The sequence below is a fragment of the Thalassolituus sp. genome (assembly GCF_984348125.1).
This window is the reverse complement of the sequence record NZ_CFHJLR010000005.1, coordinates 177,725-191,720: the sequence shown is the minus strand read 5'-3', so window position 1 is coordinate 191,720 and position 13,996 is coordinate 177,725. Positions and strand designations below refer to the sequence as shown.

Genomic DNA, 13,996 nt, shown 5'->3' with positions numbered 1-13,996 from the left:
TTCTATGAACACCCGTAAATCATATGTAAGCCCTCAGGTTACACGTTGTAATCTGGGGGCTGTCTTTTTAAGATACATCCTTACCGCCACTGCTGTCGGCATTTAACAATAATAACGGTCAGCTGACAGATCCCCACACGTGGACGGGACGGAGATAATTGTATGAAGGCGTTTCAATGGTCGGCGGCCTCTTTGCTGTCGGTACTCTGTACTTTTTCTGTTTCAGTTCAGGCCGCGCCGGGTGGTGTCAGCTCGGAAGATGTTGGGCTTTGGCTCAAATCTGACGATGCAATTATTTCTAATGACCCTACTGATCCTGATCGATGGGATGCCTGGAAAGATCACTCCCGACATTCAAACAGCGTTGAAGCGGAATACGATACCGTTCCATGGTCTATGACTTCCCCAGACGCGGAACACAACTTTCATCCATATGCGACAGGGTTTACCAAAGACCGTTTCTTCCGGGAGCGTAACGCATCTTTCGTCGCCGATGACAGAGTTATTGTTCCTCTGACTATGATTGCGGTTACCCGTTTATCTGAGTTGCCAGACACCGACAGCGTTGCTCGTATTATGGGGGTTTCCAGTAACTCGGTATGGTCGCAGGCTAACGAGCCGGGCATTTCTGTCACTGGTGCAGATTCGGATTATCCTGGACGCGTTGAGCTACGGGTTATGTCTGACCCTTATACTGCTCCCGATTATCTCTACAGTTCGCCTGTGCCTCTCTCCGACACTTCGATTACCTATGCAAAAGTCGGGGGATCTAACAATACCGAGGTGACCATTGGTATTAACAACGAGAGCTCATTTAGTGTATTGGACAGCCCAGCCGCCATTGATGGTGATAATTTCTCGTTAGGATACGGTGTTTACTACGACCAGGCTGTTGGGTTTAACGGCGACATCATGGAAGTGCTTTGGTTTGAAACCGCTCTCTCTGACAATGAATTAATGCGGGTGAATAGCTACCTGGCCGTAAAACACGGAATCGGGCTGTCAAGTGACTACCTGGCTTCGGACAACACCGTTGTCTGGCAGTCGACCGTAAACTCAGCCTATAACACCGACGTTTTTGGCCTCGGGCGGGATGATACGAGTGGCCTGAACCAGCTTATTTCCCGGTCGGTTACTTCTCCCGAACTGACCGTTTCTACGACGACTGATTTTGCTTCCGGTAATAATACTGCTCGTCCGGTCCTTGGCGCTGACCGCTCTTTCGCCTTGATGGGGCATAACGGTGGTGCAGTGTCTTTTTCAAGCACGAATGTTTCAGGATCATATTCTTATCGGTCAGAGCGTGTGTGGCTGTATCAGGCAAGCAGTCTTATCGCTCCGCTTGCCATGAAATTCGACCTGCCTGCTCTGGCACCGGGGTCAAAGGTGTATCTGGTGCGTCGTAATGCTGATGATGATTTTTCTGCTGGTGCAGTGACTCTTGGTGAAGTGAACGCTTCGACCGGTGAAATAGCAGGCATTGAATTAACCGACGGCGATTATTTCACCTTGGCTATCACCCTCGACTCCGATGAAGACGGCGTGATCGATCCTGAAGACGCATTCCCGAATGATCCTATCGAAACAGAAGATACCGACGGCGATGGCATTGGTGATAATGCAGACTCCGATGATGATGGTGATGGTTATACCGACGATGACGAAGTACTCGCAGGTTCTGATCCCAAGGACGATAGCAGTGTGCCGGCGGACAACGATAACGATGGTATCTCTGACGTTACAGACACCGATGATGATAACGACGGGCTGAGCGACACGGATGAGGCGCTCGTAGGGACTGACCCGGAAAACCCCGACTCAGATAATGATGGGGTGCTTGATGGCGCTGAAGTCGGTAGCGATGCGAGCAACCCGCGGGATGAGAACGGTGATGGTGTCGCTGATGTCTTTACACCGACTAATGATTCGGATCACGACGGCTTATCGAACTATGTAGAAACCTTAATAGGCTCTGATCCGACACGCCGTGACTCTGATGGTGATGACTTCCGCGATGACGAGGAGCTGGCGGTCACTCTGGCCGGTAGCGACGCTGACAACGACGGTATTGATGATGCTATGGATGCGGACTCCACCGGTGCAGCGGACCGCGATGGTGATGGCATCACAGATTTTGCACTTCGCGATACCGATGGCAATGGGACCCCAGACTTGCTGGATACCGACAGTGACGCTGATGGCATCGATGACTTGACCGAAACCTTGAATGATACTGATGATGATGGAATCGCCGATGTTCGTGACTCCGATAATTCATTGGGTAGTGGTGACAGCGATTCTGATGCCTTACCTGATGTTTTCGAATGCTGTGGTGATGCCGATCAGGACGGTGTTCCCAACTATATGCAGTCAGACAGTGATTCTGATTCGATTCCTGATGGTTATGAGGCAGGCATAATCAGCCCGGCAGATGATGATGGCGACGGGTATGACAACCGCTACGACGCCGACATAAATGGAGATGGCGTTCTGGACAACGGTCCGGATGCTGACAGTAATGGCTTGCGCGACAACTGGTTGCCTCTTGATACGGATGGCGATGGTCAACCCGATTATGCGGACACCGACAGTGACAATGACGGCGTCAGTGATGAGGACGAGACCCTGTTCGGCAGTGCACTCACTGATGATGCAGACGGTGATGGTATTCCATCGCAAGTTGATGCGTCGCAAGGGGAGAATGGCGGAGACAGCGATAGGGACGGTCTGGCCGATTCAGAGGAGTGCCCTGAAGGTTATCCTTACTGCCGCGATACCGACAGTGATGGTACACCGGATTATATGTCGGTAGACAGTGACGGCGATGGTATTCCCGATGCCGAAGATCCGGACACCTCTCCTGGTGGTGGCGACTCGGACGGCGATGGTATTGGCGACGCAGAAGAGTGCCCGGTGGCTGGTGAATGCCCGGATTCAGACGGCGACGGCATTCCGGATTATCTGGACGATGACACCCAGTATCAGGCTCCGGATGAAAATACAGATTCCGGTGACGGGGAGGGCGAGCAGGCTCCGGAGGCACCAGAGGCCCTGTCAGATCATATGACTTCCTCAACTGGTGTCGGCGCTTTCTCAGTGCTTTGGGGAATGTTTGCTCTTCTGTTAATTCGTCGCGGTTCAATCGCGCTGATCCTTATTTTAAGCACCATGCTGACTGTGCCTGCGACAGCGGCCGAATGGTCGAAACAACGTCTGTACATGACGGGCAGTGCAGAATATTCTCGTTTCAGCCCGGAGACAGAGGACAGCGTATACACAGTCTCAGACCGACATGACTGGGGTGTGAGTCTCGGTGCAGGCTATGACTTGTTTGATCAGTGGGCGATGGAGTTCGACTTCAGTCAGAAGGGTGAGCTTCAGGCCCTAAGAGACAATACGGTAGAGAATGCTGAATACAGTTTTGCGGCAGCCTCTGTCGCCTGGTATCCATCCATCTGGTATTCGAACCGGCGCTATGATGATACCTGGCCTCACAAACTGAATTGGTTCATTTCCAGCGGCGTTAGCCGCATGTTTGTTTCTGGAAGTGCTAACAATGAGCTGGAGAACCCGGTCAACGTGTCGCTTGGTGGCGGTGTGACCTACGGTCTTTCTTCCGGTGTTGAATTGAAAGCAACCGCAGAGAGACTGTCGGGTGATGTATTCAGTTGGGGGCTGGGGCTCAGTTGGTATCCATACGCTCCGGCAAGCCGTGGTCAAGCCGGGCGTAGCTATGACCCAGACGAAGAACGCACACCCTTGTATCAGCCGTATCAGGTGGCCAGCCAACGGGTTGCCAGAACTCATGTTGCGGATTGTGGGCTGCAGCTTAAGAATGCTCAGGTAGAGTTCTCAGAGAGCTCTTACTTGTTGCAGCGTGAATACTTCTCTCGTTTAGATAAAATCAGCGACGACTTCTTTAAGTGTCCGGGGGTAACACTCGTTGTGGTTGGAACAGGAGAACAGGCCGGCCTGGATCAGGACTCACGTCGCGATGATCTGGCTTATCAGCGTGCCCGTGCTGTGTATCAATATCTGGTGAGACGAGGAGTGCCGTCTAACCGGGTTGTGATTTCAACGCGTCCGGTTGACGACGCGGCATCTGAGCACCGCGCCGAGGTATTTTTCGCCCGCTGATGCGGGCGAAAAGTCAGCTCTGATATCAGCTTACTTTATTCAACAGATAGGTAGTAAGCAGAGGAACAGGGCGACCTGTTGCGCCTTTGCTGGTGCCGTCACCGCCCCATGCTGGCCCGGCAATATCAACGTGAGCCCAGCGGGTACCCTCGGTGAAGCGGGACAGGAAGCAAGCCGCTGTTGTCGCGCCCGCCAGTGGGCCACCGATATTAGCGATGTCAGCAAAGTTGCTGTCGAGCAGTGACTGGTAATCGTCTTCCAGTGGTAAACGCCAGACGCGGTCGCCGGAGTAAGCGCCTGCAGTATTCAGCTCAGTAGCCAATTCTTCATCTGTGGTAAACAAGCCAGAATTCACCTTCCCGAGAGCCGCCATACAGGCGCCAGTCAGGGTGGCAACATCCACACAGGTGGCCGGCTTGTAATCACGGATGCCCAGAGTCAGAGCATCGCACAGCACCAGTCGGCCTTCGGCGTCAGTGTTCAGAATTTCCACGGTCTGACCGGATAAGGTTGTTACTACGTCACCCGGCTTGCTGGCGTCGCCCGCAGGCATATTTTCAGCGCTGGTAATGATAGCCACTACGTTAATGGCCGGTTTAAGTTCGGCGAGAGTTTTCATTGTGCCCAGTACAGAAGCTGCACCGCACATGTCGTACTTCATCTCGTCCATTTTAGCGCCAGGTTTCAGGCTGATACCGCCGGTATCAAAGGTGATGCCCTTGCCCACGATCATGTGAGGAGCATCATCGCCTGCGCCTTTGTATTCCATAATGATCAGCTTGCCAGGCTCTGAAGAGCCTTTGGCGACCGAATAAAATGCGCCAGCGCCCATCTCCTCCATTTCTTTTTCATCGTACACCTTACAGGTAAAGCCTGCGCCATCAGACAGCTTCTGTGCTTCGTCTGCCAGATAGGTCGGCGTACAGATGTTCGGTGGCATATTGCCGAGTTCTTTGGCGTACGATGTGCCGAGGCCTTTGGCGTCGGCAACGGTCAGGGCATCTTTGACGTCATCGCCGATCCAGATCAGGGTATCTAGCGCAGGTGTTGGCTCTTTACCGGGAAGGGTAGCAATGAACTTGTACTGTGCCGCGTGAACCGCGAGTACGATCTGTTCTGCCCACCAGGCTTGTGGCCGGCTGTCCGTCGCCAATGCAGAGACGTCTACCGCGGCGGTACCTTCTTTACCAGAGATCGCTTTACCTATGGCACTGGCGATTTTGTTGGCGTCAACGGCATTGAGGTTGTCTTTGCCACCGCCAATAATCACAGTGCGGCTGGCTTCTGTTCCGGCCAGTGAATACAGGGTCAGGGAGCTACCTGCGGCACCAGTAATATCTTTTGCCTTGATTCGGGCCTGAACCGCGCCAGCCGATGCGGTGTCTATCTTTTCGGCAGAGGCAGAAAGCTCACCGTTATCGTTAATCGTGACAACAAGAGTATCTGCAGTCAGTTCTGCAGGGTTACCGGTGAAAATCTGAAAATCCATCGTAGCTCCTTAGAGGGCAGGTTCGGTCGTATTCGGTGTAGCGAATTAAAGTGTTCCAGCTAAGTGTGCGGCCAGACCGTGAAAATACAAGTGGCTGGGGTAACGGAAGCTAAAAAAAACAGTACAATGCTGCCTTGTGGTTACTCTCTGATTTACACGACAACTGCCAGATGCCAATCAGACCCGACAGGCAGATGACGACCAGACAAAACAGGTGCGGCACCGTTTGATCTTATTCCGATATTTATCACGTGAATTGCTCGGCACAATGGGCGCCGTTACGATCGTGCTTCTCATGATCATGATGAGCGGCCGGCTTATCAATCAGCTGGCGTCCGCGGCTGCCGGTGAAATTCCTCTGGAAGTCGTTTTCTTCACGCTGCTTCTGAGAATGCCGTCGTTCCTCGAAATGATCCTTCCAATGGCGCTGTTTATCTCTGTACTGCTGGCGTACGGTCGTATGTATTCAGAGAACGAAATGAGTGTGCTCTCAGCAACTGGGTTTTCTGACCGTCGCTTGTTACTGTTTACGATGATTCCTGGCGCGGTCGTGATGGTGATCGTGGGGTCTTTTTCGTTATATCTCAGCCCTCTTGGTGCAGAGAAAATGGAAGATCTGTACGAAAAACAAGCAGAAATGACCGAGTTTGAGTTACTTGCCCCGGGCCGCTTTCAGAGTATGAAGAAAGGAACCCGTGTCACCTATACCGAATCATTGTCTGACAATAAGACGGTGATGAACCAGGTGTTCATCGCAGATGGTGATACTTTGATGCTTGCCGAGAAAGGCAGCCAGTATTTCAGTCAGGAAACCGGCTCGCGTTTTCTGGAACTGCATAACGGTAAGCGTTTTGACCTGGCTGCTGATAGTGCGGAATTGCAGGTGCTCGAGTTCGAGCGTTACGGTGTGAAGATCGCGGATGAATCCGAGGATCGTCGTAAAGTACGTAAGGATGCGGTAGCCACACTGGATCTTTTGTCTTCGCAAGACCCTAAGTTTCAGGCGCAGTTGCACTGGCGTTTGTCGTTGATTGTGATGGTGCCTGTGCTTGTGTTGATCGCTTTCCCTCTGTCTAAGGTTAATCCAAGGCAGGGACGCTTTGCCCGTATGTTCCCAGCCATCATTCTGTTTATGGTCTACATCTCTCTGCTCATCGCTATGCGCGGTATGCTCGAGAAAGAGCGCGTTCCGGCTATGGCTATCTGGGCACTTCATCTAATTTACCTGCTAATAGGGCTGGCGCTTCTGGTTGGCCCTGAAATTCTCCGACGTCGTCGGGCTGGGAGAGTCCTATGACCCGTCTTGACCGCTACGTTGGTAAAAGCGTCCTGATGGCCACACTGGTCGTTATTCTGGTGATTGTGGGTCTCGATGCAATTTTTACCTTAGTAGATGAGCTGGATCAGCTCAAAGGCGCCTATGGTTTCGTCGAGGCGCTTGAGTTCATGGCTCTGAGGCTACCTCGCCGGGCCTACGAGTACATGCCGATGGCGTGTCTGATTGGTTGTCTGGCTGGTCTCGGCGGACTCGCAGCCAGTAGTGAACTGACGGTGATGAGAGCCGCTGGACTCTCGGTTACCCGTATCATCTGGTCAGTGATTAAGCCGGTTGCGGTATTGATGGTTCTTAGTGTTGCTTTGGCGGAGTATGCGATTCCTACATTGGAGAGAATGGCTCAGTCTCAGAAGGCGGTGCAACAAGGCAAAGGAGAGCTGCTGTCGAATAAAGGCAAGGGCTATTGGCACCGTGAGGGTGACCAGTTCATGCGCTTCCGTGCCGTTGAGCCTAATGGTGTTCTGCACGGTATTGCTGTCTTTTACTTCTCGCCAGAAAAAGAACTGACTCGCGTTGTGCGTGCGGAGAGGGCGATCTTTCAGCGTAGCCACTGGCAGATGCAGAATGTCCGTGAGCAGTTGATTAGCGACGATCAAAGCAGCGTGACTTCATACGGCTCTAAACGTTGGGATTCCGGACTGACTCCCGAGAGCCTGAGCGTCGTCATGATCGAACCACGCGATATGTCGATCTCCAATCTGTACGCTTATGCGCAGTATCTGGACGATCAGGATCTCAATGCAGATAACTATCTGTTGTCGTTCTGGAAAAAGGTGACACAACCTCTGAGTACCTTTGCACTGGTACTGCTCGGTGCCGCCTTTATCTTTGGGCCATTGCGTCAGGTGACTGCTGGCTCGCGGATCTTTTCAGGGATTCTCGTGGGGCTGGTGTATAAGTATCTGGAAGAGATGCTGGCACCGGCCAGCATTGTGCTTGGCTTCGCGCCAATTATGGCCAGTATTATTCCCATTGTTCTGAGTGCACTGATCGGAGTGTACTTGCTTCGTAAGAGCGGCTGACGAAAGTCAGCTGCCTTTCGGGCGATAAACAATACGTGTCAGCGACGCAATGTCGTGCCAGGTGCGTTCTTTTTTATCGATCAGCATCCAGAAATAACCCAGCCCAACAATGGCTAATGAGAAAAAGCCAGTCGCACTGCGCAGTATGCAGTGACTGAGTTTGACGGGTGAGTTGTCATTGGTAATCAGATAGATGTTCCAGGCTTTCATGCCAATGGTCTGACCACCACGGCGCCATGAGTGCATGTAGTACAGAAAGCAGATCGTATAAAAGACAGAGCCGACCATTGCCGGGCTCAGGCGAACCATCTCTTCCTGACCTGTCATTGCCGATATCGCCGTGACCAGCAGCCCCCCCAGAATAATATAGAGAGCAAGAAGCACCAGCGCATCGTATGCCATGGCTGCAAGGCGACGAACAAGAGATGCGGTAGGGTAGTTTTGTAGCGACATGGGGTAAATAACCTCTGCAATCTGGTAACTGACGCCGGTCAGGACGCGTCCGGATGGGAATGTTAACATAAGCCCAAGACCAAAATTACAGGAGTCATCTTATGGTTGATCTGTTTGATATCCGTCGTGAATATACGGCCGGGCGATTGGATGAAAATACGGCGGCAGAAAACCCTATGACTCAGTTTCATGCGTGGTTTGAAGAGCAAAAAGCTGCAAGCCCAGACGAGCCTACCATGATGACGGTCGCCTCCTGCGACAGCGAAGGTCAGCCGTGGCAACGTATTCTCTTATTGAAGAGTTACGATGAAGACGGCTTCGTGTTTTTCACGAATTACACCAGTAATAAAGCCCGTCACTTCGGGGATAATCCGAAAGCCGCTCTGCATTTTGCCTGGCTGGCTCAGGAGCGGCAGGCCATGGTTCAGGGAGTGGTGACGAAAATCTCCCGGGAAGAGACCGAAGCCTATTTTCACTCGCGACCTCGCGAGAGTCAGTTGGGGGCCTGGGCATCAGACCAGAGTGCACCGCTCGGTAACCGCGCTGAACTGGAGGCCCGCTTTGAAAAGCTTAAAAGTGAATACGAAGGGTGTGAAATTCCAGTACCTGATCATTGGGGAGGGTATCGTCTGAGCCCTCAGCGTTTCGAATTCTGGCAAGGAGGGGAGGCGCGCCTGCACGACCGTCTGGAATATCTGCATGATGCTAAAGGCTGGACTAAACAGCGCCTCAATCCTTAATGAGGCTCTTTAGTCAGTCTCCTTAATCCGCCTTTAAGCGGTACTTACTGAACTTTCTGACCTCAGAGCCGGCGCATCAGATCGCGGCTCTGAGTGACGTAATGCCCACCAAAGAGTACGGCATGGTTCAGCAGGTGGAACAGCTGATAGATACCTCTTCTCTCTTCGTATCCCTCCTCGATCTTACGCACACTCTGGTAGCCCTTATAAAAGGCGTCAGGGAAGCGTCCAAAGAGTTCTGTCATCGCAAGATCAGCTTCGGCGTCGCCGTAGTAGCATGCCGGATCGTAGATAACCGGGAGAGACCCGCGACTGTCAGGAATAAAACCGATATTTCCGGACCAGAGGTCACCATGAAGGAGAGATGAATCCGGCTGGTGATCTTTTAAGGCATTCGAACAGGCATGCAGTACCCGATCTGCACTGGCAAACACATCCCCCTGACTAGCAAGCTCCCGTACCAGAGGTTCAAGGCGCTGCTCGACGAAAAAGTCTGACCAGCTATGACGCCAGCTGTTATTCAGCGGTGTAGGACCACAGAATGTGGTCTTGCCGTAGCCGTAGCCCTGATCGCTATGGTTACCGTGTAGCTTGGCGAGTTCTACTCCCGCTTGTTGCCAGTCTCCGTGCACTGCGAGCGGCAGGTGAGACAACAGGATGTATGAATGACCGTCGACCTCACCGGTCGCATAGGGAACGGCAGTCCGGATGGCCTGTGTTCTGGCAATTTCAAGGAGGCCTGATACCTCAGCGGCAAATTGTTCACTCGCCAGCCCGGATGCTGGCTGCATTTTCAGAAAAAAATCGCCTGCTTCGGTGTGAATGACAAACTGCTGCTGCTTACTGTTATTAAGATGCTGGCAATAGTTAAGAATATCGCACGCGCCGACGGGTAGCTTGCGTTGGTCAATCGCATCGGCAAGCAGGCGAGTGAGCGTGTACTCGGGATTACTGTGCGATGCAGTCTGTGGGAGTGGCATAAGCAGACACCATTATTTGAACATTTGATCAGTATATATCGCCTTGAAGACGATAATGATGATCAGTTCTCAGAATAGCGTAACCCAGGTAAGGTCGTGTGTGGGTTTTGTGTACGAAAGTAAACAGGCAAAAAAAAGCCCCGAAGCGGTTACTAACCGTCGGGGCCTTAAGAATTCGTGGTAGCTATGACTGGACTTGAACCAGTGACCCCAGCATTATGAATGCTGTGCTCTAACCAGCTGAGCTACATAGCCACTTCAAACTTCCTTGGTCGCGTGTGCGTCTCAAGTGGCGCGTATTATGCCACCATTTTTAACTCTGTCAACAGTTTTTCGTTATGAATTTCAACGGCTTACCGGATATCCGGATTACACGCATAAAAAAGCCCGAAGGCAGGTGGCAGAGGCTTTCTCTGCCACCGGAATCCGGGCTTTTCAGGTATCAGCGTTGACCTGAGATCAGATAATACCTTGCTCCTGCAGGTCGGCCACCAGGTTGTCCAGAGACTCCTGATCTGCTGCCAGGCTGATATCAGCGCCGTCAGCACCGCCGGCAACCAAAGCAACCAGACCATTCGCTTTCAGAACCTGAGCGGTTTCCGCAGTAGCAATGCCGGAAACACGGCCCATCTCGTACAGTCGACGATCCAGAGCATTAACGATGTCTTCTGCATTAGCGGCGTTCACTGCAACGATGGCAGGCTTCTGGTTGAAGCGACGTGCTTTTTCGTCAGCAGACACAGGCGAGGTGTTGCTGCCGTCAGCCGCTGCAGCACCAACGATCATACCAGCACCGATGGTGACGTTGCTCAGGCGATCAATAATGATGAAGGCGCCTGTACCCGGGATTTTTCCGTAGGTATCAAATGGAATCGCTTTATCCAGAGACACTTCAACCAGGGCAATCTCATTGAGCGCAACTTGTTCAGCCGCGCTGTGCTCAAGCGTATTCACATCGATCAGGTGATGAATCTGGGTGAAGGTACCTGTAGTCGCGCTGGAGGCAAACTTAAGGTCGTAGGGCTTGCCCGGCACCATTGCGCCTTCGGTCATCCAGACGATGTTCGCGTTCAGCTTGCTACCTACTTCTGGAAGGTCATTCGCTTTAACGATGACGTCACCACGACTAATGTCAATTTCGTCTTCCAGTGTCAGTGTGATGGCCTGGCCAACGAATGCTTCTTCCAGGTTGCCTTCATAGGTGACAATGCTTTCGACCTTACTGGTCTTCTGCGATGGCAACGCCATGATGGTTTCACCCGGCTTGATCGTGCCTGAGGCAATCGTGCCGCAGAAGCCGCGGAAGTCGAGGTTAGGGCGGTTTACGTATTGCACTGGCAGACGGAAGTTGTCGAGGTTCTTATCTTCGTCAATTTCGACGGTCTCAAGAATCTCCATCAGGGTCTGACCTTTGAACCATGTTGAGCGCTCGGAGCGTTCTACAACATTATCGCCGTCCAGGGCAGACATAGGTACAAAGCGGATGTCTTCCAGATTCAGTTTGCCGGCAAACTCAAGGTAGTCTTCGCGGATTTCATTGAAGCGGTCTTCACTGAAGTCCATCAGGTCCATCTTGTTGACCGCAACCACCACGTGTTTGATGCCTAGCAGAGAAGCAATAAAGCTGTGGCGTTTGGTCTGAGTCTGCACACCGTAACGGGCATCAATCAGGATGATTGCAAGGTCACAGGTCGACGCGCCGGTCGCCATGTTGCGGGTGTACTGCTCATGTCCCGGGGTGTCAGCAATGATGAACTTACGCTTGGCGGTTGAGAAGTAGCGGTAAGCTACGTCAATGGTAATGCCTTGCTCACGCTCAGCGGCGAGACCATCAACCAGCAGGGCCAGGTCGATTTTCTCGCCGGTAGTACCGGACTTAGCGCTGTCTTTTTCGATTGCTGCCAGCTGATCTTCATAGATCATTTTCGAGTCGTGCAGAAGACGGCCGATCAGGGTGGATTTGCCGTCGTCCACGTTTCCGCAGGTCAGGAAACGCAGCATTTGTTTGTTTTCGTGCTGCTTCAGGTACTCAAGGATATCGGAAGCAATCAGATCGGATTGGTGTGACATTAGAAGTACCCCTCCTGTTTTTTCTTCTCCATCGAACCTGATGAGTCGTGATCAATGGCGCGGCCCTGGCGTTCTGATGTGGTGGTCAGCAGCATTTCCTGAATGATTTCAGGGAGTGTTGCGGCTTCAGATTCAACCGCGCCAGTCAGCGGGTAACAACCCAGGGTACGGAAACGTACAGATTTCATCTCTGGTACTTCGCCTTCTTCAAGAGGCATACGGTCGTCGTCGACCATAATCAGCATGCCATCGCGCTCGACGACAGGACGCTTGTCAGCAAAATATAGGGGTACCAGTGGGATATCTTCGAGGTAGATGTACTGCCAGATATCGAGTTCGGTCCAGTTTGACAGAGGGAAAACACGGATGCTTTCGCCTTTGTTCACTTTACCGTTATAGATGTTCCACAGTTCTGGACGCTGGTTCTTAGGGTCCCAGCGGTGTTTGCTGTCACGGAAGGAGTACACGCGCTCTTTTGCACGGGACTTTTCTTCGTCACGACGGGCGCCACCGAAGGCAGCATCGAATTTATACTTATCCAGGGCCTGCTTCAGCGCCTGGGTTTTCATAACATCAGTATGCTTTGATGAGCCGTGAGTGAACGGGCCGATACCCTGTTCAACGCCTTCCTGATTGGTATGAACAATCAGCTCCATACCAATTTCTTTCGCCATCTTGTCGCGGAACTCAATCATCTCCCGGAATTTCCAGGTGGTATCCACGTGCATCAGTGGGAATGGCGGCTTGCCTGGGTAGAAAGCCTTGCGCGCAAGATGCAGCATTACCGCAGAGTCTTTACCGATGGAGTAAAGCATTACGGGGTTGTCGAATTCGGCAGCCACTTCGCGGATGATGTGCATACTCTCCGCTTCTAGCTGTTTCAGGTGGGTCAGATTGTAGTCGGTCATGGTTGGCCTGTTAGCTCTCTGAAAGGTATAAAACCGGCAAAATAAATTTGACGCAAATATACCAAGGCGTGAGGTATATAAAAAGGCGCTATTGATAACAAATAGCTATAACAATATGGTGTTCGAATCCATAAATTTCAGAGAGGTTGCGTTATGGGAACAGAGAGGACCGTTGCGATTCCGGGCCCGGAGGGACAGCTTGATGCCCGAGTGATGGAAATCGATGGTGCCAGGACCGGACTGGTGATGTGTCACCCTCATCCATTATTTTCGGGCACTATGGACAATAAAGTGGTCACAACGGCAGCTCGGGCAGCGAAAGGCCTGGGGCTGAACACACTCCGGTTTAACTTCCGGGGCGTTGGCAGCAGCGACGGCGAGCATGATCATGGCGTTGGAGAGCAGCAGGATGTCGCCTCAGCCGTCCGTTATGCGAAAGAAGAGCTTGGTTGGGAGCGGATTATTCTCGCTGGGTTCTCGTTTGGTGCCGGCATGGCCTGTCTGTATGGATGTGATCATGCCGAAACGATTGATGGACTGGTTCTGATCGCGCCTGCGGTTCATCACTTCGATGCTCCGACTACTTTGCCGCAGGGGATTGAAACCTGGGTCCTGATGGGCGATGCCGATGAGGTTGTGCCATTCGATGAAGTAGAGGGGTGGGTTCAGCTGGTGGTTCCTCAACCTCATTGGTTGGTTTTTGAGGGAGCTGGTCACTTTTTCCATGGTCGTATTACCGATCTGAAGTCCACCCTGACGGAAGAGTTGTCGGTGTTCGCCGAAGGTTAATAGAAGGAATGTTAAGTAAGGCAGGTGCCTGAGACCCGCTTCATTTGCACTTTTGCAGCCCGGGCGGTAAAT

The 13,996-nt window shown here is 52.3% G+C and carries 10 protein-coding genes and 1 tRNA gene; 5 read left to right on the top strand and 6 right to left on the bottom strand.

The features are described from left to right. The first annotated feature begins 162 nt into the window (after positions 1-162). Positions 163-4,137, top strand: coding sequence for an OmpA family protein (locus AC5E51_RS05700; RefSeq protein ID WP_491778249.1), 3,975 nt, complete (start codon positions 163-165; stop codon positions 4,135-4,137). Positions 4,138-4,162: 25 nt separating this feature from the next. On the opposite strand, the gene AC5E51_RS05695 is transcribed toward AC5E51_RS05700, so the two are convergent. Next, positions 4,163-5,626, bottom strand: coding sequence for a leucyl aminopeptidase (locus AC5E51_RS05695; protein ID WP_068444086.1), 1,464 nt, complete (start codon positions 5,624-5,626; stop codon positions 4,163-4,165). A gap of 226 nt (positions 5,627-5,852) precedes the next feature. Between AC5E51_RS05695 and lptF the strand changes: the two genes are divergently transcribed. After that, complete coding sequence (lptF, locus tag AC5E51_RS05690; protein WP_301378352.1) at positions 5,853-6,923, top strand: LPS export ABC transporter permease LptF; 1,071 nt, start codon at positions 5,853-5,855, stop codon at positions 6,921-6,923. Then, positions 6,920-7,984 (top strand): LPS export ABC transporter permease LptG, encoded by a 1,065-nt coding sequence (lptG, locus tag AC5E51_RS05685; RefSeq protein ID WP_297531830.1) that lies wholly within the window; start codon positions 6,920-6,922, stop codon positions 7,982-7,984. Before lptF ends, lptG begins: the two co-directional genes overlap by 4 nt. Before the next feature lie 6 nt (positions 7,985-7,990). Here the strand turns inward: lptG and AC5E51_RS05680 are convergent, their stop codons facing one another. Then, entirely contained in the window at positions 7,991-8,506 is a 516-nt protein-coding gene (locus tag AC5E51_RS05680) for an RDD family protein (protein ID WP_297531828.1), read from the bottom strand. Positions 8,507-8,538: 32 nt separating this feature from the next. Here AC5E51_RS05680 and pdxH point away from each other — a divergent pair, with 32 nt between their 5' ends. After that, complete coding sequence (gene pdxH / locus AC5E51_RS05675) at positions 8,539-9,177, top strand: pyridoxamine 5'-phosphate oxidase (RefSeq protein ID WP_068444089.1); 639 nt, start codon at positions 8,539-8,541, stop codon at positions 9,175-9,177. A 62-nt stretch (positions 9,178-9,239) separates the two neighbouring features. Here pdxH and AC5E51_RS05670 read toward each other — a convergent pair whose 3' ends face one another. The 4 genes from AC5E51_RS05670 to cysD all read right to left on the bottom strand — a co-directional run bounded on the left by AC5E51_RS05670 (position 9,240) and on the right by cysD (position 13,135). Next, the gene (locus tag AC5E51_RS05670) at positions 9,240-10,157 is read right to left on the bottom strand and encodes a fructosamine kinase family protein (protein ID WP_488045702.1); all 918 of its coding nucleotides are present in this window, start codon (positions 10,155-10,157) and stop codon (positions 9,240-9,242) included. Positions 10,158-10,335: 178 nt separating this feature from the next. Continuing rightward, positions 10,336-10,412 (bottom strand) — tRNA-Met (locus AC5E51_RS05665). A 204-nt stretch (positions 10,413-10,616) separates the two neighbouring features. Continuing rightward, a complete protein-coding gene (gene cysN, locus AC5E51_RS05660; RefSeq protein ID WP_491227614.1) occupies positions 10,617-12,227 on the bottom strand; it encodes a sulfate adenylyltransferase subunit CysN in 1,611 nt (536 codons plus the stop codon). Continuing rightward, on the bottom strand, positions 12,227-13,135 hold the full coding sequence (cysD, locus tag AC5E51_RS05655; RefSeq protein WP_068444094.1) for a sulfate adenylyltransferase subunit CysD: 909 nt from the start codon (positions 13,133-13,135) through the stop codon (positions 12,227-12,229). The genes cysN and cysD overlap by 1 nt, the downstream gene beginning before the upstream one ends. 153 nt (positions 13,136-13,288) lie before the next feature. Between cysD and AC5E51_RS05650 the strand changes: the two genes are divergently transcribed. Next, positions 13,289-13,924, top strand: coding sequence for an alpha/beta hydrolase (locus AC5E51_RS05650; protein WP_068444097.1), 636 nt, complete (start codon positions 13,289-13,291; stop codon positions 13,922-13,924). The last annotated feature ends 72 nt before the right edge of the window (positions 13,925-13,996 follow it).

Coding starts and splice junctions, on each gene's coding strand:
- AC5E51_RS05700 (WP_491778249.1), top strand. CDS start 163: ATGAAGGCGTTTCAATGGTCGGCGGCCTCTTTGCTGTCGGTACTCTGT.
- AC5E51_RS05695 (WP_068444086.1), bottom strand. CDS start 5,626: ATGGATTTTCAGATTTTCACCGGTAACCCTGCAGAACTGACTGCAGAT.
- lptG (WP_297531830.1), top strand. CDS start 6,920: ATGACCCGTCTTGACCGCTACGTTGGTAAAAGCGTCCTGATGGCCACA.
- AC5E51_RS05680 (WP_297531828.1), bottom strand. CDS start 8,506: ATGTTAACATTCCCATCCGGACGCGTCCTGACCGGCGTCAGTTACCAG.
- pdxH (WP_068444089.1), top strand. CDS start 8,539: ATGGTTGATCTGTTTGATATCCGTCGTGAATATACGGCCGGGCGATTG.
- AC5E51_RS05670 (WP_488045702.1), bottom strand. CDS start 10,157: ATGCCACTCCCACAGACTGCATCGCACAGTAATCCCGAGTACACGCTC.
- cysN (WP_491227614.1), bottom strand. CDS start 12,227: ATGTCACACCAATCCGATCTGATTGCTTCCGATATCCTTGAGTACCTG.
- cysD (WP_068444094.1), bottom strand. CDS start 13,135: ATGACCGACTACAATCTGACCCACCTGAAACAGCTAGAAGCGGAGAGT.
- AC5E51_RS05650 (WP_068444097.1), top strand. CDS start 13,289: ATGGGAACAGAGAGGACCGTTGCGATTCCGGGCCCGGAGGGACAGCTT.